The sequence below is a fragment of the Pseudobacteroides cellulosolvens ATCC 35603 = DSM 2933 genome, from assembly GCF_001262605.1.
Lineage (GTDB): Bacteria > Bacillota > Clostridia > Acetivibrionales > DSM-2933 > Pseudobacteroides > Pseudobacteroides cellulosolvens.
Genome location: NZ_LGTC01000001.1, coordinates 1,199,784 through 1,224,665 on the forward strand (window position 1 = coordinate 1,199,784; position 24,882 = coordinate 1,224,665).

Below are 24,882 nucleotides of genomic sequence, written 5' to 3' on the forward strand. Positions count from 1 at the left end.
CAAAACTTTCCTTTTTTCGTCTATCATTTAAGGCATGATTGAAATAGTACTTCCCGTTTTGAGCGTGTGTTAACGAGTTAAGTCAACTCAGAAAGCGAAATTATACGGGAAGTTATATTTTCAACATGCCTAAATAAAAAAATAGGAGGTTTTAAAAAATGAAAAGAATTTTGCTGTTTCTAGTAACAATGCTGTTTTTTGTTTCATCTCTAACTGGCTTTGCAGCAAAACCAGCAACAAAAGGCATTATTGCAAAGACAGTCACAATCACAGGTGAGATCACCAAGTTAAATCCTGGTGTACCTTACAACAAAGAAATGCTGGCAGTAAAAACATCAGATCAATCCTACTTACTTGTAGGACAAACATCCGGTATGAATAAGTACATAGGCTACTCAGCTAATATTACCGGTACTATTACAAAGGGCCCTCAAGGAATAATGATGTTTAATGTAAAATCCTATAAGCTCATTGGTAAAACTACTCCTACACCCACTTTAAAGCCGACAGCAACAGCTGCAGCTACGGCTACATCTTCTCCTGTATCAAGATATGTTACTTTACAGGGTTATCTTTACAACCTTAACTCCGACATGAGCAAGTTTTATTTAAAAACAGAAACAGGAATTAGTGAGCTTATCGGTAATACAAAAGGCATGGAAACAGCCGTAGGCAATATGGTTGAAGTTGTCGGAAACTATGTACAAACATTAGTCGCAACTGAATATCCACCTTTTAATGTTGTTTCCTATAATGTTATTCCAGCACCTACAAGTACATCTGTTCCTCCAGTAAAGTATGTAACATTAAAGGGTAATATTTTCACACAAAACTCCGACATGAGCAAGTTTTATTTAAAGACTGAAAATGGCCCTTATGAACTAATTGGTAACACTAAGGGAATGGAAACAGCTGTGGGCAATTTTGTTGAGGTTAACGGAAACTATGTTGCAACCCTAGTAGCAACTGAATATCCACTTTTCAGTGTTATTTCGTATAAGGTTATAGCAACACCATCTCCATCTTCCGCCCCAGCTTATAAGGAAATTACAATAGAAGATAACGGCGGATATGCTTATGTAAAAAAAGGTGATGAGCTGAGGCTTACACTTGAAAGCAATGCTACCACCGGTTACAAATGGAGTTATGTTGAAAAACCTGACGCAAACGTTCTGGTTGAAACAAGTTACAACTATATTCCTGATCCAAGTAAACCCGACATGGTTGGAGTAGGCGGAAAAGAAGTATGGACATACAAAGCCATAGCTGATGGAATTGCTAAAATTGATATGGTATATTCAAGGCCATGGGAATCCGTCACACCTTATAAATCATTTGTTGTTAAAGTTATGGTTGGGTACCCTGCACCTACTCCAACACCTGAACTCCAATATATTCAGGGAACACTTTTTGTTAAAGAAACATATCCATTAACCTATGAGTTAAAAACACAGGATTGTCCATATACTTTAAAAGGTAATACCGACGGCATGGAAAAATATGCAAATATGCAGGTTGAGGTATGCGGTAATGTAAGTCCGCTTAAGATCTATCCTCCCATATTCAATGTTGTATCTTATAAGGTATTGCCGGAGCCTACTCCAATAACAGATCCAAAGGTTCATACAATAATCTCAGAAAAGCCTCTATTCTTTTCTGAAAAATCAGTAGGAAGCATTGGTAGTCCTGAAAGCTTATCAGGCTCTACAACTTTAAGCTGGAAAGAGGGCTCTAAAACTGCTTTTTTCAATTCAAGAATTACTGTATCTGCAAAAGAAATGAACATTAATTACGAGATTGAATTAATTGAGACAATTTCTTCAACAAGAGAATCAATTGCAGGCCTCTTTAACATAATAAAAGATGGAACGGTAATTGCCAAAGGTGTTAAAGGTGAAGTATATGGTTTGACATTAAACGTTGGTGATTATTTCAAATTCTATTCGCAAGAATGTAATTTAAATCTGGCGTCGTACATCACACAACGTTTGGATTTTTAATATTGTTTAAAAAATAAATATTATTCTCGGCCAAAAAGGTGAGTATCAATATGTGATGCTCACCTTTTTTCAAATCAATCACTTTTAATTTATTAAAAATTATTGTATAATATGTCGAAGTATATAATATGACCCAAAATCTTATGCACAAGGTTTGGTAGGATGAAAAAACAAACATATATATCGATACAAATAGTTTTAGGAATCTATTTTATTATATATTTTATTTCGGCAGTTTTTCAATCCGACTTTTGGGGTAATATATTATCCCCTATCGGTACTTTTGCTGCGTCGATCATTCTTTTTACAGTTTATCTACGACCAAGGAAAATTAGATTCCACTGGCTGTGTGCAAGCTTAGCCTGTTTTTTCTGGTTTTTAGCCGATATTCTTTGGGCTGTATATGATCTTGTACTTGGCCTGGATCCTGATGAAATTGATTTAATTACGTATATTTACATGCTACCTAATATTTTCTTAGCTATAGCATCAGGTATATTTTTTATATCTCAATGGCACAAATGGAATAAGGTGCAGTTAATTCTAGATGTTTTAGCTATCACGTCTTCAGGTATTACACTTGTCTGGATACTTCTTTTTCATAAGCAGTCCGAAATGATTTTATCAATAAGTGCAGATAGCTTTACAACATTCATATCAATAATTTGCGACTTTTTTGCAGGCTGTTGCATAGTCATCTGGTTTAATTCCAACCGTAACGGTAAAATTGCCAACAGCATCCATTTGGTTGTAATCGGAGTTTTTCTATATATCTGTTCAGACTTATACTATAGTCATCAGCTCTTTCGAGATGAATATATTCCAAACTCACTCATAGATTCAGCATATATGGCTTCCTTTCTTCTCATCGCATGGGGTGGATTAATCGACATATTTTACATGGAAAAAACAAATATTACAACTGATAATATTATGCACCAGAACACAGGTGCCAGCCGTAAAGCACTTATAATACTTTCTGTACCAATATTATTAATTTTAGTTAATAACTATGAATTTAAAGAAGTGCTCATCTTTGGCTGCATTATAGCAGTATATCAGATCCTCAGCAGTTATGTTCAATACACAATTAGAAATGAACAATTATTGCAACGGGAGAAGGAGTTAAATTCATTACTTGAAGAAAAAATAGCTGAACACACAAAAGACTTGCTGGATGCTAACAATAACCTTAAAATATTATCCCAGCGAGATCAAATAACAGGCCTTTTTAATAGACGATATTTTCTGGATTCACTTGATCAGATGCTAAATGATACTATGTCTGGTGAATCAGTTTATATAATATTTATGGATATGGACAGATTTAAATCAATAAATGACTCTTACGGCCATGATATTGGTGACAAGGTTTTGATGGAAATCGGAGACAGGCTTGAAAGCTGGAATACATATAATGCTTTACTTGCAAGGCTTGGCGGAGATGAATTTGTCATTGCCGTTCGGGGCCGGTTTCAACATTCTGAGATTAAAAAAATGGTATCTGAACTTATTAAATGCTGTAATAAGCCCATAAACATAAACAACTATGAATTCAACATTACTCTAAGTGCCGGTATAACGCAATATCCCAATGACGCAAACGAGCGAAGTTCACTTATGAAAAATGCGGATATAGCTATGTATAACTCTAAATCCCAAGGCTATAACCAATACTCATTTTTTAATTCTGAATTAAACAGTAAAATCCTAAGGAAGAACGAAATCGAGCTTCTATTAAAAAATGCAAATTTTGATAAAGAGTTTGAATTATATTACCAGCCTCAGATAAAAATTCCTGAGAACAATCTGATAGGAGTTGAAGCACTTCTAAGGTGGAAAGCTTTGGAGAGCGGCCATATATCTCCTGCTGAATTTATACCTATTGCTGAAGAAATCGGTATCATCGTTCCCCTTGGAGAATGGATAATTAAACAAGCCGTAATGCAAATTTCAAAGTGGAACAATCTTTATGATTCCGATTTAAAAGTAGGTATTAATATCTCACCCAAGCAATTGGACACACCAAACTTTATAGATTATGTTCTATCAATTATAAAAACATATTCTATAAAACCCTCATGGCTGGATATGGAAATTACCGAAAGTATCGCTATGAAAGGCGAATCAACTGTACAAAGTATTTTTGCAACCATTGCCAATCTTGGAATATCCATATCAATTGATGATTTTGGTACCGGCTACTCATCGCTAAGTTATATAAAAAAATTTTCCTTTAATAAACTTAAAATAGCCAAGCCTTTAGTGGATAATATTTCCACAGATAGCAGTGAAGCTCAGATTATAAAGGCTATTGTCATGATGGCAAAAACCCTTGGTATTAAGGCAATTGCAGAGGGTGTAGAATCGGAAGAGCAACTGAAGCTGTTAATTAGCCTTCAATGTGATGAGGTACAGGGTTATATATTTGGCCATCCTCTCCCTGCTTCCGAATTTGAAAGGATGCATATAAAACAATTTGCAAACAAATAATAATTATTAATTAAGCTGCTGCTCTCCTTTGTCATAAAGCTTTGCAGCTTTTTTTCTTGCAGTTTCTGCAGCAATATTCTTATTTCTTAATGAGTACACATTAGATTTTATCAAATAATTATAATAGTCATTCGGATCAATCCTTATTGCCATATCCATATAGTCATCAGAAAGTATTTCATGATCAAGCTTCTGTTCTGTAAAAGCTTTTGCAGCATAAGCTCTTGCAAAGTAAGGGTTATATTCAGTTGATAAACCGAAATAAATTGATGCATTTTTATAATCATTATTTTGCAAAAGGAAATTTCCTTTTATAAAGTATGCATAATAATCCGATTTGTTTAATTTAATTGCTATATTAACTATAGCCTCAACCTTGTTCTTATCTCCGCTGTCCAGCAATATAGCTGCTTTCAAGCTATAATACTCTGAAGTTCCGGGACTTCTTACAATAGCCGCATCTATAGCTTTAAGTGCCTCATCATAATTCTGAGTTTCTTTTAGAATATAGGCTTTCATAAAACACGCTTCAGGAACATTGCAATTGTCAGGTACTATGGCTTTAATATCATCCTTTGATTTTTTCAACTTTCCCTGTTTAAGTTCAATTAATGCCAAACCTGCTTTAGGGAGTATGAAATCCTGTTTTATTCTTATAGAAGAATTAAAACATTCTTTTGATTTATCCAGTACATTTTGGTTAAGAAGTATTATTCCCTTAAAATATAGGTATTCATAGCTTTTAGAGTCAATTTCCAAAGCCTTGCCTATGTTAAACAATGCACCATCAAAATTACCAAGCTTAAACTGAGCCTGTGCCTTATCAAAATAAAGGTTTGATATTCCAGGCTCCAATTCAATTGCTTTGCTGTAGGCACCTAATGCCTCACTAAAATTGCCCTTTTTCAAAAGTATATTGCCTTTTAAATGATAATTCCTATAATCGTTTTTATCGATGTTGAAAGCTTTTCCCAAAAGTTCATCAGCCTTTTCAACATACCCTTTCCTAAAGTAAATGCTTGCGGTTTCATTATAAGCAGGTGCATATTTTTTATTTATGTGAAACAACCTGTATAGCATATCAAGTGCTTTATCATCCTGCCCTTTTAAAGAATAGATACATGCCAGCCTGTAATAAGCCTGATGGCTGTCGGAATGTCCGGCTATGGCAAGAAGATATGCATTTTCAGCCTTTTCTATAAGCTTTGCTTTTTCATATAACATACCTTTTTTGAAATAAGATTCTTTATTTTGCGGGTCAAGGTTTATAGCAATATTATAGAAGTGCTCCTTATCCACATCTATTGAGAATTTTCCAAATAGATCCGGCAAAACACAATAAAATTCTGAAAGGGCCTTGCTTTTAAAAGATTTGTTGGCTATATCCGATATTGTGTAATATGCTGATACCAAAAAAATGGACAAAAAGCAGATCAATACAACAATCTTCGGATAAAAATCAACCCTCCGACGTTCTTTATTCATTATTCCCTTTACAATATATAATATAAAAGGCAATGAAACAAGAATGCATGTAATAAAATAATTTTTATCCAGTAAAGGAAGAATAGATATTATAAAATATGAAACCGATAAAATTCTATATGGTATTCCTCTTGTCCTTAAATCAGGCAATAGGGAAGCTTTAGGCTTAGGCACAAATGACAGGTACTCATCAAAGCCTGCTGTTGATTCTTCAGAAATCAAATTAACTTTCAGAGTCTCAGATGATTTTTTACCTTCTTTTCCTCCCATGCTTATTCTCCTGACCTAATGGTTTTATTAGTTTTTTCTGAATATATCCATCCAATCCTTGTCGCTTCCAAAGTTTTCATCCATAAAATCATATTCAGTTTTCTTAACTCCAGCTATCTCTTCCTTCGACAAATAAACCTTCAAATTTAAAACAACATCAAACTCCTTGTTTTCTAGGGGTTGAAAACTTATCCTTTCAATTGATATTTCACTATTTAGGTTCTCAACATCTTCAAGAAAGTTCTCAACATCTCCACTCTTTCCTGTTATTGCAAAGTTTATATTGAAATAGTTGTAAGTTTCTTTTTCAATAATACCTCCAAAATTAACTTTTCCAGACTTTAAAGCATTTTCATTAATAGCTTCATACAACTGGACTAAAATACCGGGAACATCCTTTTTATTTGTAAGTTTGCGATTAATGGAATTTAACCTCAAATTAACTTCGCCAAGCTTTTTTATAAATTCAGGCACTTTTTTTTCTGCTGCTTTTAATTTCTCCAACTTCTTATTATTGGTTTCGTATTCCGCTTTAAGTTGTTCTATAACTTTTTGCTGGGCACTATATACAAAAATATAGAATATTATGCTGATACCTACTACAATTACAGAAACGAGTGCTGCTAATTCTTTATTTTTTAATTTCACATTAAATCACCTGCTTAAGTTGATTTTTCCTTTAGGCATGTTGAAAATATAACTTCCCGCATAATTTCGCTTTCGTATTAACTTAACTCGTAAACACACGCTCAAAACGGGAATTAATATTTCAGTCATGCCTTAGTACAAGGGAAAATGTAAGTATTGTATTACCTTTTGTTAAAGGTAGAGATGCAGCATCAACATTTTCAAACAATCCTGATTCATTTAGCTTTATAATGAGCTTTGCAGCATCTATCGGATCTTTTACAACAAAACTTACATTTACAGCTTTGCCGTCACTTATAGTCATTGATGTAATATAAACATCCTGTGGCAAATAGGCAATTATCTTTTTTACCACTTCAGATATCTTTACTTTTTCTTCTTGAATCACTTTAATCAGATCACTTCTTACTTTATAATCATTTTCTTTTTGTTCCAGATTTCCTGTAAGTGCAGCTATATCGCCTAAAAGTGCTATCTTGGTCTTTAATTCCTTGTTCTCAAGCTTAAGATTGTTTATTAAACCCATAGGGATAAAATATGCCAGTATCAAAGCCCCAATTAATACTATTAAGGCAAAAATTAATGAGAAGGCTAATATCTTTTTTCTGTATAAACTCCTGCTTTCTTGCCAAATCAAGTTTATATCCTTTTGTGCCTTCAAATTAATCACCTCTCATAGCAAGTCCCAGCCCGCATGCATAAAGTGCAATTTTTGTCGATTCCTGCGTGTCTCCGGTATTTTTCAACCCCTTTGACAACTCAACCTTTACGATATCAGAGAGACCTGATTTTACCTCTATCTGAAGGAAACTTCCTATATAAGCATCAATATCTTTTATAAGTGCCAGCTCACCAATAATATACAGTCTGTCAACACTTGCTCCAAAATGCCTTGATGAAAAAAAGTTAAGGTATGTCTTCACATAATTTGTTATTTCACCTAAAGCTCTTTCAAAATTCTTATCCTCATATACTATATTTTCTGCCTTCCGGTCAATTAGACTCAAAAAATCAGGAGAGCTCTCAAGGTATATATTAGAATGCATAAAAAGATTATTATTTTTTAATATTATGAAATCCAAAGCATTGGAATTTACATCTAAAACAGCAATATTTTTATTTTGTATTTTGGAAAATACCCTTGCAATACAATTAGGGTACAAATCTACAACTGCAGGATTTAATCCGGTTTTCTTCAGTAAATCCACATATCTTCTAATCATCTGTTTTGGAGCAGCAATAAGCATTACATTCATCTGTTTCTTCCCATCTTCCTCAAAGCGATCAAGTACTTTGTAGTCAATTATAGATGAATTTGAATCAACAGGTATAAACTGGGAAATCTCTTCCTGTAAAAAAATCGAAAGGTCCTTTTCCTGCATATGTGGTAATTTCACAATCCTAAGCACTATTGGAGGACTTGAAATATTCATGTAAACATTCTTTGTTTTTATCTTTTCCTTTAGAATAAAGTTTGTTATAGCTTGCAATGTAGTTTCATTTTCACATATAACGCCTTGATCTACACAATCCTCAGGTATTATAAAAGTTCCGTATTTTAACACATCAATATTCTGCACCCTTTTGTTATACTTTGCCAGAATAAACCTGAATACCCTATCTCTTATATCCAAACATAAAAGCTCATCCTTGAATAAGTCAATAAACATTCCGACCTCCAATCTATTAATTATGGGTCTATTAATCTCCATTCAGTAACCTTTATCTTATTATCTTCATCAACTTCAAAGGCTGCCATAATCTTCCGGGTGTATTTACCATATACACCGGTAGAAATTATTCTGTATGTTAAGCTGCTGTTATTCTCCATTACTTCCCATTTGGATGTATAGCTTTTGACATAGTCCATAGTAGGAAAAATATTATCACTATTGCTCTTTACCTCACTATGCCCTAAGGGTACATCCCTGTGCTGTAAGATATAATCGTAAGCGAAATTGACCGAGCTATGACAAATATAGTATGCTTTTAACCCATCTGCATATGTTTGTGATAATTTGACTTCGGTAGTTATCAGTGCAAGCAATGTGCTTAAAATAATTAATATTATTGAAAGAACAATTGAAACAATAATGAATACTGCACCTTTTTTATTTTTAGTTTTCATAAATTCCATATACATATACATCATCTAAAAACCCATCATTCTTGTTTTTATTTAATTGACATGTAAACCTTATTTTAAAAAGCGGATTGTTAGCAGCCCCGTCAGGTAAATACCATTTAGATATTTTCCATGCACTGGTTCCGCTAAAAGACTCCAGTGTGTGCCATACAGCCCCATCAAACCACTCGCATTTAAACATATCATCAGTTTCACAACTCCTGGTCATTCTGGCGTATTGGATGCTTATACTCCTATATCCTGTTGTATCTAAACTTTTGACAAGGTAGCTGTTGAATGAAAATTGTGCAGCATATGTGCCGCTGTACTTAACACTTGCCTGTATATAGCAGCCGCTGTAAGTCCAACTGCCGAAAGAAAATGAATTATTTTCAAAACCCTCAGTAAAAATAGGTTGTGGTACAGGCGTTGGTGTTGCTGTTGGGGTTGACGTTGATGTTGGTGTCTGGGTTAATGTTGATGTTGGCGTTGATGTGGGTGTTGGAGTTGATGTGGGCATCGGTGTTAATATGGACGTTGGCGTTAATGATGCTGATGGCTTGGCTGTTGGTGTTGGTGTTATTGCAGGTGTCGGTGTGGCTGATGCCGGCGTAGGTGCCCTTGTTGGTGTAATTGTAGGTGTAGGTACATTTAATGTTCCGTTAATCAAAACATCATCCAGATATGATGCGGCACCGCCTGTTCCTTCAGTGTAAAATCTTATTGCAAACATATCATTATTTTCTGCTCCTTCAGGAAGAATCCACACTTTATTTTTCCAGACGTTATTACCATATATTCTTTCCAATGCATGCCACAAAACTCCATCATACCATTCACATAAAAAATAACCTGTTGATTTCATAGAATTTGTCATTCTTGAATAACTTAACTGAATTCCTGAAAATCCTTCAGTGCTTATATATTTAACTAATGAGTCATACCTTGCTATTTTGGCCGAATATACCCCATTCATTTTATAGCCCGTTTGAACAGTCGAATATGATTGAATCCAGTTTCCTTCAGTAAATCCACCGCTTTCAAACCCGTCAAAAAACGGCAGCAACCGTATAGGTGTAATAGTTGGTGTAGAAGTCATCGTCGGTGTCGGTGTTTGTGTTGATGTAGCTGTTGGCGTTGCTGTAAAAGCCGGTGTTACTGTATAAGTGGGTGTAACAGCTGGTAGTGTCGGAGTAGGGCTTACATTGGACTGATTGTTTACAGGCAGATACATAACAAATTCATTAAGTTCTTCAGATTCTTGTCCTGCCCTGATAACAAACTTTATGCATGATAAATCAGGTACATACTCAGGAGTTGATAGGCTTATATTTTTAACCAATACCTTGGGTACAGGAGAATCATCCCTCAATTCGCCCAACACATCTCCAAGCTTGCAATAATACCACAGCTTCACACCGCTCCCCGGATAATCTTCCTGGGGTTTGTAGTTTAGTATATTACCGTCTTTTGTCCTTATAACATTTTGATAAGTGTCATTTTCAACAAAAGATGAATTTCCTCTTTTTACAGTATTTAAAATGATGTTTGCAGCAAGCCTTGCATTTTGTGCATTATCCAAAGTCTTCTCTTCTTTTCTGGAAAAATTAAAACAAAAATTAAGAAGCTGACTCATAAATAATGAAATTAGGCTAAGAACACTAACAACTACCATTAATTCAATTAGAGTATAACCCTTTTTACCAGTTGAAAGCTTCATATATGATACCTCTGTATTCCTTAATAATGGCTAAGAAATTATTTCTAAGGCATTACTTACTACTGATAATTACTCCTGTTCAAGGAATAATAAACCATCTTGTATGGATTAACATATTGGGAAGGTGACTTTAACCCAACAGTGATTGTAATCTTTTTCAAGCTGCTGCCTGTCTGGGGCAGCACATCTACATTAATGCTATATTCTTCATAGTCCTTTGATATATTGTTAATAACCTTGGCAACATCTGAACATGCTTCATAGGATTCGGCAGTGTTTTGTGCTATAGCAGCCATGGTTGTATTTTCCTTGGCAATGATTTTATTGATATTGAAATACCTGAACATTACCATAAAAAAGGAAAATCCCAGAAGCAAAATACCCATACCCGTTACCAATTCTATATATGTAAAACCATGAATATCTTTAACCCTGGACTTAATGAAACTCATTTAATATCAATCGTCCCTCCTGAAGAAATTATTATGCTTATATAAGCAGCAATGCCATTTGACAAAACAATTTCTATGTCCTCACTGCTGTCAGACACCCCTTTAAATGCAAGAAATTCAAAATATTTTGATGTACCATCAACCTTTAAACCTGCAGATTTTCCACTGTCAAAAGTAATACCATAATCAAAATCTAGAAATCTTAATACATCTGCATCATCCCTAAACCTTACAATATAGCCGGTACCTTCAGAGTTAAACACCATCTGACATGTTTTACCTTCATTGACAGCAAGGAGTTTCATATATTTTAAGTTGGATACAATTTTTTTCGCCTCAGAATATAACTCATTATTATTTTTTGTGCCGGAAAATATGATAAATGAACTTACAGTAAGCACAGCGATTACACTAATAACTATCATCATTTCAATCAATGTATAGCCGCTGTTTCCGTGTTTAATTTTGTCTTTTGACAAAATATCACCCACTTTTAAAATTAGATATCATGCCAAACATTGGTAACATTAATGAAATTATTAGAATTGATATAAAAATACCAATGATTATTGTAAATATGGGTTCTAGTGAAGAAAGCAGCCTGTTTAATACAGCGTCGGTCTCCTTATCAAAAAAATCTGTCATCTTTTGAAGCACATTTTCAAGCTGTCCCGTTTCTTCACCGACTTCAATCATATTTATAACAAGAGGATCAAAAAAATTTGACCCTGCCAGGTTTTCGCTAAGCTTTTCCCCTCTTTTTACACCTTCCATACATGTGCGGATTGCATCTTCCGCAATGGTATTTCCTAAAGTTTTTTCTACCGATTCAAGTACTGCAATCAAAGTAATACCACCATTTAACATTATATACATGCTTCTTAAAAACCTTGTAGTAACCATATTTTGTATACATACATTTAATAGCGGAGCCTTTATCAGAAATTTATCCTTTGCCGCTCTGAACTTTTCCTTTGGAACAAGAACCCTGATTAAAACCACCATCAATATTATTGCGGCGGCAACTATAATTCCATATTTTTTAACGGCATCAATTGACCCGAGAACCATTGTTGTCAACACAGGAAGCTTTTGACCCGAATCCAAAAGTACACCTGTTATTTCAGGCAAAACAAATGTACTAAAGAAAATAAGCATTCCTACACCTACAACCGTAAGGATTACAGGATATATCATAGCCCCTTTTAATTTCTGCCTCATAAAATTTTCTTTTTCATAATAAATAGCCATTTGCCTTAAAATTTCATCAAGGTTTCCGCTCACTTCTCCAACCGCCACCATGTTAACCAGTAATTTAGGCAAAGGGCACTGATCATTATCCATGGCTTCCGACAAGGATTTCCCTTTCTGTACCTCACTTATTATGCTGGATACAATATCTTGCATCAGCTTGTTTTTATTTTGCTTGCCTAATATCTCAATACCTCTTAGTATATTTACACCGGAGCTTATTATTGAATAAAGCTGGGTGCAGAAAATAGAAACGGTGCTAAGATCTACTTTTTTTGTAAATCCCCTGTTCATTTTTGAGTATACTGAAATATCCGAGTCAACCTTAATAGGTATAAGATCATTATCTTTGATCTTGACCTTAGCCTCATCTATATCCTGTGCTTTTATTCTGCCCTTTATGGTTTTTCCTGTATGGTCAACTGCTCTATATCGAAAACTTTGTACACTGCCAGCATTTTTCGTTTGAATGTTATCCATGATACACCATTATTTCCTAGACATTTTAAAATACATCCTTAAGATATATATCGTCAAAAGTATCATTTTTCTACAATATATTCAGTTTATTTAATCATGCCTTAACAACTGAAGGCCACTCTTGAAAGTTCATCTACCGTTGTCTGCCCTCTAAGCACAAGCTGAATGCAACTGTCATACAGCGTTACCATTTGATTCGCTACAGCTGCATCCCTGAGCTCATCAGAAGTGGCAGCTTTATCTATAAGCATTCTTAAGTTTTTATTAGAAACCATTATTTCAAATATGGCAGTTCTTCCTTTATAGCCGCTTCCATTACACATGGGACACCCTTTACCTCTATAGACTGTTATGTTGTCATCGTGGGAAAGCCTTAGTATCTTGCTTTCCCTGTCATCAGGTTTATAACCTTCACGGCAAAAGGTGCATATTTTTCGGACCAGCCTCTGTGCAATTACTCCTATAACAGATGATGATATGAGAAAAGGATCTATTCCCATATCCATAATTCTTGAAACTGCACCTGGTGCATCGTTAGTGTGAAGTGTACTTAATACAAGATGTCCTGTCAAAGCAGACCTTATAGCAATTTCAGCTGTCTCTCTGTCTCTTATTTCACCAACCATAATAACATCAGGGTCCTGCCTCAATATTGCTCTTAGGCCTATAGCAAAGGTTAATCCTGATTTAGGGTTTAATTGAACCTGGTTGATTCCCTTTAAGTCGTACTCAACAGGGTCTTCCAAGGTGATAATATTCTTACTTTCATCATTAAGCTCGTTTAGCATTGCATATAAAGTAGATGATTTACCGCTTCCTGTTGGGCCTGTTACAAGAATAATTCCATGGGGTCTTCCAATCATACTCTCAAACTTTTCCATATCTGTTTTTGCAAAACCCAGCTTATCTTTGGATAATAGAAAGTTAGTTTTGTCCAACACCCTCATAACTATCTTTTCGCCATATGTAGTAGGAAGGGTAGATACACGCAAATCCACTCTGCGATTATCAAAAGTATAGGTTATTCTGCCGTCCTGAGGAAGCCTTCTCTCCGCAATATTTAAACCCGACATAATTTTAATCCTGCTTACTATTGCATTCATTGTTTCAAGACCGGTTACCATGGAAACTTGCAAAACACCATCAACCCTTATTCTTATTCTAACTCCGCTTTCTTCGGGCTCTATGTGAATATCGCTGGAATTATTTCTGACAGCGTTTTCTATTACTGAGTTTATAAGCCTTACAATGGGAGCATTATTTACATCATCGTTTGATTTTTCTTCATTTATGTTCTGTTTCGGATTTTGTTCCTTATATTGCTTGAAAAAATCCTTCACTGCTTTTTCAGCTATAGTTTTACTGTAAAAACGTTCAATTGCATCATTAATTGCTTTTTCGGTAGATATAGCCTGCTTTATAGGCATTTGAACAGCAAGCTTTATATCTTCAAGTGCAAAATAATCCAGAGGATCCTTCATCGCTAAAACAAGTTGTCCACCGGAAAACTCCACGCCCAATACACTATGCTTTCTCGATAAATTTTCAGGTACAAGCTTTACAGCCTCGGGATCAATGTAAAACTTTGACAGATCAAGGCTTTTAATACCTAGCTGGGATTCTAAAACTTTAATAATTTGCTCTTCTGTTACAAATCCTTCATTAACAAATACTTCACCCAGCTTGCCGCCTTTCTTCCTCTGTATTTCCAGTGCTTGGTGAAGCTGTTCTTCAGTTATTACACCACTTGTAACCAATAATTCTCCAAGCCTTTTCTTAGAGTTCATCTGCATAGGTATCATCCTCACAGTGTTTAATTTTTAATTAAGTTATGACTAAAAATCAAAAAAGAAGGTGTATTACTACACCCTACTTTTTTATGTAAACATATTTTTTTATATAAACATTTATACATTATTTTTTGATAGTATAGCTGTCTGCTTTTTCAACAGATGTCATTGTTTTACCATCAGCGTCTATTCCATAAATTGTTACACCTGATAATGTTGTATCTGTTCCCCATGGAACTACCACTACTGCACCAGGCATATTAAATACTGTCGCAGCCTCTGTAGACAGCACTAAATCGGCATCTGCCTTTGTTGGCAGAGCTACAGCAGGATTATATACCAAAACTGCACTTTCTGTTGCTTCTGCGGGAAATGTGGCACTAGTGGATGATGAATTTGATGAGTTAATTGGATTTTTTATTGATGTTCCGAGCTTTGCTGCAAGAGCTGTAGCAAACTTATCTTTTGCTGAATAGCCATCAATCATACTTTCAATGGTAGCCTGTACAGATCTTATGTTTGTGTCAACTCCAGCAACCTTTGCACTTTTCTTCATATTGAGTGCTGAAGGAATTAATACCGCTGCTAAAATACCAATAACAGCAACAACAATCATTAATTCCACAAGAGTAAAACCTTTCTTCTTGCCTAACCTCTTAACAAATAACGAGACCATTGCATTTCCTCCTCAAATTTTGACTTTTATTGGAATTTGATTTACATAAAAACCGTTATTAACTTAACATTTGACAGAGCAAATAACAAACTATTGAACGGGGTTTGCAAAAGACAAATGTAAAAATTAATAGATTTTTATTCAGAAAGATATAATTGAAGTGTTACTTTAATTGTAACATACTTATGTTCATTAATCAATACTATTTATTACTATTATGTCGTTTTGTGTTATATTATATCGGATAAAGAAACATCTATATTAATAGTAAAGTTACATTTATGTCACTAAACTTTTAGTACCCATAATAAAATAAATCGTTAAAAGCTGCATATAATAACACTATAATATGAAGTAAAGATTATATTTCTTTTTGGATAATAATTTCTAAAGAAAATTTAATGGAAATTTTCGAAAAGATAAGTATAGAACTGCACTAATATCATTATATCAGTTTTTTAAGTAAAAATCAATAATTTTAATATTAAAATATTAAGAATATAAAATATCACCATTCACTTAGATTGGCAGAATATGGGGCGGGTTCGTTAACATCATAACCGATCATAAATAACGCCGCCTCTAGTGCACGTAATTGAATACGTTTGTCCAGACTGTTAAATTTTGATTGGGTTGTATCAATAATCTCCTTTAGCAGCCAATTTGCTCTTAAATTATTTTCCAAATGTCTTTTAGGGTTACTCAGTAGTTCTGGAAATTTATATTTCTCACTGCTAGGATTTCTCTTATTACACTGGCTGGTTATATATGTAGTTTCCTTACCCCTGCCCCATGCAAATTCCAATTCACATGGTACTTTATCCAACTCAGTATCTTCGCAGTATTTCCTAACCAGCAGACCTAATGCTGCTCCAACCCTGCCATCATATATAATAAAATCATCTAAAAGAAGCGAATAAATCTTTGCAAATCCCGAATTCATTATAATAAAGTCTTCACTGTTTTCTATACAGAAATTATAGTCGTTAAGCTGAATTCTTACTTTCTTAAAGTACTTGCATATATCATTTCCAAGTCCTTTAACCTTTTTATCATTTTTACTGATAACCCCTCCCCACTCCAATATTGAGAGACAGCATTCAGTGCATTTTTCACAATCTTCAGATTCTATACTTATATTTAATAGTCTATATAGCTTTGAAAACAATTTAGTGCTTTCAGTAAAACTGCTTCCTGTAACTTTATTTCCCGACTCAGGATCAGTTGTTCTGAACTTCCAGTTGTAGTTCTCAAAAGCGGAATAGATTGAGTCACAAGACCAACCAACAGCAGGCTTTTTCATAGTATAATGATGATAAAAAGATCCAGGTGCATCAAGTATTTTTTGTATCCAAACAATAAACTCCTTTACTTGCCTGGAAATAAGAAAATCCATTTTATTGATATTAACCACTCCTCAGGGAAATCATTCACTTTATTATACATTATTACCCTTTGATTTACCACATTTTGAACAAAATAGCTTGGGATTTTGTCATCTTTGATTTTTTGTCGTGAGAAAAGGATAAAAAATACCCCCAAAGTTTTCTTCAGGGGCATTTCCATTAATTATTCCCAATATAATTTTCTCAATTCCGTACGTGCTTCTATCAAACACTCTATTAATTTCGGATTAAATACACCACATTCACCATTTAAGATCATAGCAAACACCTTATCTTCTTCGTATGCTTCCTTATAGCATCGCTTGCTGATAAGGGCATCATATACATCCACAATTGAAACCACTTGGGATATTATGGATATTTCTTCACCCTTAAGTCTATCAGGATACCCTCGTCCGTCATATCTCTCATGATGATGTCTACATATATCATAACAATACTTATAATATTCTTCATCCTGAATAACCGATGCACTGTTTATAATCTTACAACCGCGTATGGTATGTTCTTTCATAATTTCAAATTCGTCTACAGTAAGCCTTCCCGGTTTTAATAAAATATTGTCGGGTATAGCTATTTTCCCAATATCATGCATTGTTGCCGCAGAAGACATTATCTCGATTTTTTCTTCGCTCAAACCATATTCCTGATATTTTTCCATTATAGAAGTCAGGAGCACCTTAGTCATACTTTTTATCCTGTGAATATGATTACCCGATTCTACATCCCTGGACTCTACAACAGAACTTAATACCTCTATAAGATGATTATTGGTATTTCGGACTTCCTGCTGCCTTTTAAGTCTTATTATTTCGTCCATATCATAAAATGTCAGAATAATATCTTCGCTTAAACCGTCAATACTCTCCACATAGTATACATTTGCCTCGTACCATCTATATTTGCCGGGTTCAACTTTTATCCTAAGTTCATACAATTGGTGCTGTCCGTCCCTGTTAACCTCACTATTAGACATCAAAGCATCTACATAAATTTTTCTGTCATCCTCATGAATAAATTCTTTTACATATTCAGCAAGTAATTCCACATTTCCCTGATTAGAAATAGGACCTACAGGTTTACCTATACAGGTATACATTCTATTTTTCCTACTTATATAAAGTATGGTATCATATTTTTCTGCCATTATCTGGTACATTCTTCTTTTCATTGCGTTTATTGAAATTATCATTTCTTCCTGCTTTGCATCTAAACTGTTTAAATACAATAGAACTCCTATTGCACGGTTTTGATTCAATTTACTGTTTCTAATCCTTGTCAGGGTTAAAAAACCTGAATGCCAATTCTCATTATTGTCCATTATATCAAGGACAAGTACAGCTTCTGTTTCGCCGCTTGCGATTTTGTGAAACATCTTGGACACAGCCTGCTTAGATCTATCTTTTATCCTTCCGCTGTTTATAAAAAACTCTTCAAAACATTCATTACCATCAAATCCAATATCAAAATCTTCCATCTTTTTTAGTATAATAGCATTGCCAGTCTTAATATCATAATCAAACATAAAGCATTGTGAACCGTAATATGCCTCTACCTGTTCTTCAATTTCGGTATTCTTTTCATCTATATCCATCTCGGCAGGTGCTATAACGAGTCCAAGAATTCCCTCTACCTCTCTATCCTCATTAATTAGCGGTTCCTTATAAATATCATAGTATTTTATGGTATCTCCGCATAAAGTAGGAGATAAAGTTCTACTTCCCTGCCTTGTAGCCATTATTCTCTGGTCATCATCATAAAAGCTTTGGGCTATCTCATTTGAATTCTGAAGATCAAAATCAGATTTTCCTTTGATTCCGCCTCTCTCCACACCATTTATCATATCACAAACTCTGCTTGTAATCTGATACCTGCAGTATGTATCCTTTACAAAAAGGTTTATGGGAATTGCTTCGAGCACCATTCGAAACATCCTGTTTTCTTCTTCCAGTTCTTTAATTCTATCTTCCATGGACTTCTCTTTTACACTATTCAACTTTCATTCCTCCTTACCTGCCATATAAAACCATTATAGATTTTATCGGCAAATTTATTATTTTTTATAGCATAAGAATTAACTTTAAAATTTCGTAACCCTGTCTCTTCCATTTTCCTTAGATCTATATAGTGCTGTATCAGCAGCTTTGATTAAAGTAGCGAGACTTGCAGCATGTTTTGGGTATGAAGCTATTCCCGCACTTATTGTAATCATTATCTTTTTATCTTCATAATGAATTTCCTTTTTTCTGATAGCATCTACAAGTCTTTGTGCACAAATCAAAGTACTTGCCTCATCAGTTTCAGGAAGAATAATTGCCATCTCATCTCCTCCATATCGAGCAATTATATCGGCAATTCTGAACACCTCTTTCATAGTCGTTGCAACATTTGATAGTACCAAGTCTCCAGTTTGATGACCATATGTATCATTTATGGCTTTGAAATGATCTACGTCAAACATAATAAGGGAGAAGACTTTGTCATATCGTTTGCATCTTTCTATCTCCTTCTCAAGAATAAACTTGAAATGCCTGTGTGAAATTAATCCCGTGAGACCATCAGTAGTAGCTATTTTAAAGAGTTTTGCATTTTCTATGGAGATTGCCGCCTGTGCCAGGACAGAATTTAACATATCAATATCTTCAGGTGCAAAAACCGCACTTGAAAGCTTGTTTTCAAGATAACATATCCCAACTATTTCTTCATTTGACTTAATAGGTAAACACAATACCGATTTGACTCCATTTATTAGAACACTTCGGTATATTGAATATTTTTCTTCTTCAGAAACATTTGTACTAACCAATGCTTCTCCTTTTTCATATACCATCTGAATTATCTGATCCGATATGTCATTAATGCTTCCGCTTGTAATTTTTTGTGCTAATACTTCCAACCTACCGTTTTTTTCATTTTTTAGCATTAGACAGCCGTTTTGGGCACCTGAAACTTCAATAACAGTCATTAAAATTTTGTCTAAAAGCGTGTTCATCTCCAAAATAGAGCTTATATTTCTTATTAACGCCATGAATGATGACATTCTTTGATAGTTCCTGATTTCCTTTGATAACCCTTCTCCCAAATTGGTGTTTCGATAATCTATACCAAGAAAATCTGCAGCTTTCCTTTCATATGCTGTTGCTCCTATCTTATGAAACATATGATAAGCACATTCAAAATTTGACTTTGCCTCGTCTTCCCTTAATGTTAATTTTAATAACAGGGCATATTCATAATATCCCTTTGCAGCTTCAAATTTCCTATTATATTTGTTGCAATGATCTATACTTTTTATAAGAAGTTCTTCTGCATTTTTGAGATTTCCGACAAGACACTCATACCTGGCATTTACCCTTAATGCACCTCCATAATGAAGAACCCATGCTTTTGTTTCCTTCAAAGCTCTTTTGCACATATTTTTAATTTTTCTAATGCTCTTAAGCTGAGTAATTTTATCCATGCTGCCTTTGTTTTTTGCATAGTCCATAATGTAAGTATTTGCCAGATTGTGATAAATTAAAACTGTATATTGCTTTAAAAAATTACTCTTTTCATTGAGCTCTTTTGCTCTTTCAAGGTATACTAAAGCCTTGGAAATCTCATTACGTTCCATATACAAAATTCCCAGTTCAATACTTATGGAGCAGTAATTAAACCAATCCTTTATATCAAAAGAAAGTTTGCTGCACTCAAGCCCATATCTTTCCGCCTCTTTATAATCTCCCTTATCCCTGAAGTATTGTAAGAAAAAAATTTTTGAGGCACACAGGGTATAATTATCGCTGATTTTACATGCAATTTCCTCAAATTGACTGTTTATAACAAACATATTATCGTAATCACCCTGGTAGTAGTATCCTTGCAGAAGTGGGTTCAGGGACATATTAAACTCTTTTATATCTCCTATTTTTTTAAATAAGTCGGCACTTTTTTCAGCACATGTTATACCTTCAGTTAAATTTCCTATCCAATTATAATAATGACTCATAAACTGATAAATTTCTGCAATTGCCCATTGGTCGTCAATTTCTGCTGCATGGTCCAAAGCTCTCAGAAAATATTCTTTTGACCAGTTAAAGCGAGGAATTGCCATACACATACAGGCATATTTCATTTCACTCATAGGAAGATAGTTACCTTTATGACCTTTGTTTTCCGTTAAATTAAGTGTCTTTAATGTTACATAAATCATCTTATAGACATCTGTCATCGCATATGACCATGTTACAGCATGCATGGAAAAACAGACCTGCAGCAGTGTGTCATCAATTTCACAATTATTCTGGTGGGGCTTTTTATGAAACCTATGAATTATATGAACAAGAATTTCTTTTAAAATATCAATGAAAAGGGGAACTCTCTTATTTTTTATATTGTAACCGTAATACTCTAGAGATTTTTCAAAATATTTCTGGCAATTTTCATTATCACCATGTTTTGCATAAGCATTTCCAATCATGCTATAAATCTGGGATGTTTCATTGCCGTTTTTGGTATTGGAGATAGTATTTTTAAAAATATCAATTGCTTCATTTGTTTTTCCTGTTGTAGCATAAATATTCCCTACTTTTAACATACATGAATTCCAATGCTTGCTTCCTTTTTGCCCCATTTCCTCCATGTAATTTATAGCCTGCAATAAATAATTAACTGCATCTTCATTGGCACAATTCTCAAGTGATTTGTTTCCTGCAAGGTACATGCACTTTGCAGCATTTTTCCTATCATCAGCTTTTTCATAGTGATGAGCAAGATCAAATACAAACTTGTCAACTTGATCTTTATAAATATCCTCAATTATATGAGCAATTTTCAAGTGAAGTTCTCTTTTCTCTTTATCCTCAATATCTCTATAAAAGACTTCTTTAATTCTATCATGGACGAAGAAAACTTTACCTTTTTCATACAAATTTTGTTCCAAGAGCCGCATACCAACAGCTTTATCTATAACCCTCAATATATCGTTTCTATCATATTCCACCAGAAGAGAGAACAAGATTTGAATATCAAACTTATTTCCAATTGCACCAGCATGTGAAAGTATATTTTTTTCCTTATTATCAAGTTCAGATATTCTTTTTAAAATAATATCTATAATTGTCGAAGGAACTTCAAGATTTTCAATAGCTTCTTTATCTATTTGCCATTTGTCTTTTATACGGGTTATTACCTTCTCATCAATTAATCGTTTTAATATTTCTATGGAAAAAAACGGATTACCTTGTCCCTTCCTCAATATGAACCTGGCTATTTCCACAACGTTTTCTTCTCTGTCATATAAAAGGCTGGAAACAAATCTGGTCATTTTATTTATATCAAAGGGTTTAATAAAAAGCTGCTCAAGAGGAAATTTATTTACATTTGTGTAGTTTATAAATTTTTCAACAGAATGTCCTTCACTGATCTCATCATCTCTATAAGTACCTATTATGAGTAAATGCTGACTTTTTATATTGCTTGAAATCTCTTTTAACAGATCTGTACTTGCTTGATCAATCCACTGTAAATCATCAAGGAGAATTACCATTGCTTTATGTATCTGTCCTAATGCGGAGAAAAACTGAGTTAAACCCATCTGAAACCTGTCTTTTTCTCTGTCAGGTTCAAGTTCATTTAAAGGTGCATACTCACCTATTGCCTGTACCATGGATGGATTTATCTTCAAAACCACACTTCCTAAGTTTCCCACGAAACTTTTAACTCTTTGTTGCACGTTAACCTTTTCTTCTTCAGATAACTTATTAAAATATTCCATGTATGAATCCAATGCTTCTTTAAATGGAGAGTATGGAATTTTGCCATCGCCTGGACAGCTCTTTACATTTATGTATATACCCTGCTTTTCATACACATAATTTCTCAGCTCTTCTGCCAATCTGGTCTTTCCTTTGCCGGCCTCACCGCCTATAAGGCAAATAGAACCCTTGCCTGCTAGAGCCTCATCAAATTTTTCCTTTAGTATTTGAAATTCTTCTTCACGTCCTATAAGATTTGTCCTGTAGTTTAATTTGATCTGCCGGTCATGCATCCCCGGCTCAAAATCATTTAGTCCGTTTTTAAACTTTTTAATATCCTCAATCAAGCCTTGAACAGTTTGATACCTTTTTTCAGGTTCCTTTTCCAAAAGTTTAAATACTATCTTTTCCAATATTGGTGGTGTTTTAGAATTCTTTTCTACGATACTTAGAGGAATTTGGGCAACATGCTGGTGAATAACACTACTCGCACTTTCCCCATCATATGGAAGAGTGTTTGTCAGCAATTGATAAAATAATATACCCAATGAATAAAGATCTGACCGCTCATCTACGCTCTTTTTTATAGCACCGCTCAGCTCCGGTGATGAATAATAAAGCATATCAATAACTTTATTTGATCGATTTAAATTATATTTAAGGATATGCACAATACCAAAACTAATTAATGTAATTTCAAAATTCTTCTCATTTATTTCCCTCATGGTATTAACAATAATATTACCAGGTCTTAAATCCTTGTGAATAATATTTGCTTCATGAACATGGTTTAAGGCATTACAAACGCCATATATAATATCTACTGCCTCATCTATATTAAATACCCTTCCCTCCTGTATCATTTCCAGGAGGCTTTTTCCTTGAATAGGGTCCATGACAACGTAATGATAATCTTCACATTCACCAATATCCAATATTTTTTCGATGCCGGGTACAGATAGCTTGGCTACTTCAGAAGCCTCGTTTCTAAACCTTATTACATCCTCTATTCTTATTGATAAATCCTTTTTTATTAAATTTATAAACACGTTTGTGATATCATGCAAATTTTCAGCAATCCATACAGTACTCAATTCACCATCAACGATTTTTTTTATGATTCTATATTTATTGTTTATGGTTTTTCCTCCGATATCCATACATAGCCTCCAAAGGTGATATCTACGCACTATATTTATATATCGGAAAAAAGACCATAAAAAATAATGATAAAAATTCACATTTGCTTACGTACAATCTTATATTCATCGTTGAACTGGAAATATGGGCAATTATTAAAAGAATTGCTTATGAACTTTCCCATTTCATCTTCATCCAGATTAATCTCACATACATAATAGTTATAATCCTCATCATAGCTGTAATTAATACAACATTCACAGTTTGTTTTGCTGCTCACTTTCTTTCCTCCATTATCAATTTCTTAAGTCTATAGATACTAAGTTGTAAATTTATATAAGTTCGTTATCTATAATAATATTTTTACATCCCATAGCAGTACTGGCATCCATGCATGCAATGCTGTCCATTGTATGCCCCGATATCTTTTGACCTTGTACAGCCGCATCCTTCTCTTTGCCCTGAATCTTTAGCTTTGGACGTTCTTTTACCAAACAACTGCTCAAGATACACCCCATCAATACAATGACTCTTATTAACTCCTGGTATTCCCTCAAGCAGCGGACTTGCACATGTATAGATCCTTACTCCATATTTGTCAGCAATCTCAGTCATCTGTTTTACAAATTCAATTTGCTGCTTAAGTGTAGGTATGTGATATTTTATTTTCTTTGAATTTAATCTTTTCTCAACCTTTTTGTATAGCTGGAGAAAACTTATGGTACAGCGATTTACTCCAAAGGATGAAATATCTCTGCATAAACCATCAAAGGTCTTTAATCTAGCTGCCCCACAATTAACCGGCACATCCATTTCCTCACCCTCGCTGGAAAAAATAATGGGGTCAAATCTCCAGTTTATTTGCGAAGGTGAATACTTTTTAGCCAACTTCTCCATCTGCCTGACTGCTTCTAATGTATCAATCACATTGGATTCCAATATTTTGGTGTAGCCTGTAATTGTAAACTGGAAATAAAGGTTATATTGCGACAGATACCCTGGATTATTAAGAACATTCTTGTATGATTTTGACCATAAACATATAGAATGAACCTTTTGCGGAGACAGGTCAACCACATATGTTGACTGATTATAAGGGTTTTTAACTGCTGCATAATTATCTTTTAAGCATTCCTGCAGCCAATCATAATAAAAAGCAGGAATATCGGTTCTTCTACTGCAACTTATTATTTCTAGCATAAAAAAATTAT

18 protein-coding genes are annotated in these 24,882 nt (G+C 34.1%); 2 read left to right on the forward strand and 16 right to left on the reverse strand.

Features of this window, described 5'->3' with window-relative positions; genetic code table 11:
• Positions 1-158: 158 nt before the first annotated feature.
• Both Bccel_RS04965 and Bccel_RS04970 read left to right on the forward strand, forming a co-directional pair.
• Positions 159-2,000 (forward strand): protease inhibitor I42 family protein, encoded by a 1,842-nt coding sequence (locus Bccel_RS04965; RefSeq protein ID WP_050753136.1) that lies wholly within the window; start codon positions 159-161, stop codon positions 1,998-2,000.
• A gap of 162 nt (positions 2,001-2,162) precedes the next feature.
• The gene (locus Bccel_RS04970) at positions 2,163-4,493 is read left to right on the forward strand and encodes a putative bifunctional diguanylate cyclase/phosphodiesterase (protein WP_036940469.1); all 2,331 of its coding nucleotides are present in this window, start codon (positions 2,163-2,165) and stop codon (positions 4,491-4,493) included.
• Between the two features lie 6 nt (positions 4,494-4,499).
• On the opposite strand, the gene Bccel_RS04975 is transcribed toward Bccel_RS04970, so the two are convergent.
• From Bccel_RS04975 to Bccel_RS05055, 16 genes are all read right to left on the reverse strand, one after another.
• Positions 4,500-6,248, reverse strand: coding sequence for a tetratricopeptide repeat protein (locus Bccel_RS04975; protein ID WP_036940471.1), 1,749 nt, complete (start codon positions 6,246-6,248; stop codon positions 4,500-4,502).
• A gap of 27 nt (positions 6,249-6,275) precedes the next feature.
• On the reverse strand, positions 6,276-6,896 hold the full coding sequence (locus Bccel_RS04980) for a type IV pilus inner membrane component PilO (protein WP_036940473.1): 621 nt from the start codon (positions 6,894-6,896) through the stop codon (positions 6,276-6,278).
• Between the two features lie 121 nt (positions 6,897-7,017).
• Positions 7,018-7,557, reverse strand: coding sequence for a PilN domain-containing protein (locus Bccel_RS04985; protein WP_036940476.1), 540 nt, complete (start codon positions 7,555-7,557; stop codon positions 7,018-7,020).
• Between the two features lies 1 nt (position 7,558).
• Positions 7,559-8,566, reverse strand: coding sequence for a pilus assembly protein PilM (pilM, locus tag Bccel_RS04990; RefSeq protein ID WP_036940478.1), 1,008 nt, complete (start codon positions 8,564-8,566; stop codon positions 7,559-7,561).
• A gap of 20 nt (positions 8,567-8,586) precedes the next feature.
• The gene (locus Bccel_RS04995; protein ID WP_160317694.1) at positions 8,587-9,033 is read right to left on the reverse strand and encodes a hypothetical protein; all 447 of its coding nucleotides are present in this window, start codon (positions 9,031-9,033) and stop codon (positions 8,587-8,589) included.
• Complete coding sequence (locus Bccel_RS05000; RefSeq protein WP_036940482.1) at positions 9,014-10,741, reverse strand: PulJ/GspJ family protein; 1,728 nt, start codon at positions 10,739-10,741, stop codon at positions 9,014-9,016. Before Bccel_RS05000 ends, Bccel_RS04995 begins: the two co-directional genes overlap by 20 nt.
• A 59-nt stretch (positions 10,742-10,800) precedes the next feature.
• Complete coding sequence (locus Bccel_RS05005) at positions 10,801-11,193, reverse strand: hypothetical protein (RefSeq protein ID WP_036940484.1); 393 nt, start codon at positions 11,191-11,193, stop codon at positions 10,801-10,803.
• Positions 11,190-11,672 carry a pilus assembly FimT family protein gene (locus tag Bccel_RS05010; protein ID WP_036940486.1) on the reverse strand — a complete coding sequence of 161 codons (483 nt, stop codon included), beginning with the start codon at positions 11,670-11,672 and terminating at the stop codon, positions 11,190-11,192. Before Bccel_RS05010 ends, Bccel_RS05005 begins: the two co-directional genes overlap by 4 nt.
• A 4-nt stretch (positions 11,673-11,676) precedes the next feature.
• Positions 11,677-12,924 carry a type II secretion system F family protein gene (locus Bccel_RS05015; RefSeq protein WP_036940488.1) on the reverse strand — a complete coding sequence of 416 codons (1,248 nt, stop codon included), beginning with the start codon at positions 12,922-12,924 and terminating at the stop codon, positions 11,677-11,679.
• Between the two features lie 101 nt (positions 12,925-13,025).
• Entirely contained in the window at positions 13,026-14,717 is a 1,692-nt protein-coding gene (locus Bccel_RS05020; RefSeq protein WP_036940489.1) for a GspE/PulE family protein, read from the reverse strand.
• A gap of 121 nt (positions 14,718-14,838) precedes the next feature.
• Entirely contained in the window at positions 14,839-15,390 is a 552-nt protein-coding gene (locus tag Bccel_RS30865; RefSeq protein WP_050753137.1) for a type II secretion system protein, read from the reverse strand.
• Between the two features lie 508 nt (positions 15,391-15,898).
• Positions 15,899-16,786 carry a hypothetical protein gene (locus Bccel_RS05030; RefSeq protein WP_050753138.1) on the reverse strand — a complete coding sequence of 296 codons (888 nt, stop codon included), beginning with the start codon at positions 16,784-16,786 and terminating at the stop codon, positions 15,899-15,901.
• Between the two features lie 173 nt (positions 16,787-16,959).
• Positions 16,960-18,792, reverse strand: a complete 1,833-nt coding sequence (locus tag Bccel_RS30870; RefSeq protein WP_050753140.1) for an HD domain-containing phosphohydrolase — start codon at positions 18,790-18,792, stop codon at positions 16,960-16,962.
• Positions 18,793-18,876: 84 nt separating this feature from the next.
• Entirely contained in the window at positions 18,877-23,691 is a 4,815-nt protein-coding gene (locus tag Bccel_RS05045; protein ID WP_036940492.1) for a diguanylate cyclase, read from the reverse strand.
• A gap of 77 nt (positions 23,692-23,768) precedes the next feature.
• Positions 23,769-23,951: a DUF6472 family protein gene (locus Bccel_RS05050; RefSeq protein ID WP_036940495.1), complete on the reverse strand. Its 183-nt coding sequence runs from the start codon at positions 23,949-23,951 to the stop codon at positions 23,769-23,771.
• Positions 23,952-24,034: 83 nt separating this feature from the next.
• Positions 24,035-24,871 (reverse strand): DUF1848 domain-containing protein, encoded by an 837-nt coding sequence (locus tag Bccel_RS05055; RefSeq protein WP_036940498.1) that lies wholly within the window; start codon positions 24,869-24,871, stop codon positions 24,035-24,037.
• Positions 24,872-24,882: the final 11 nt, after the last annotated feature.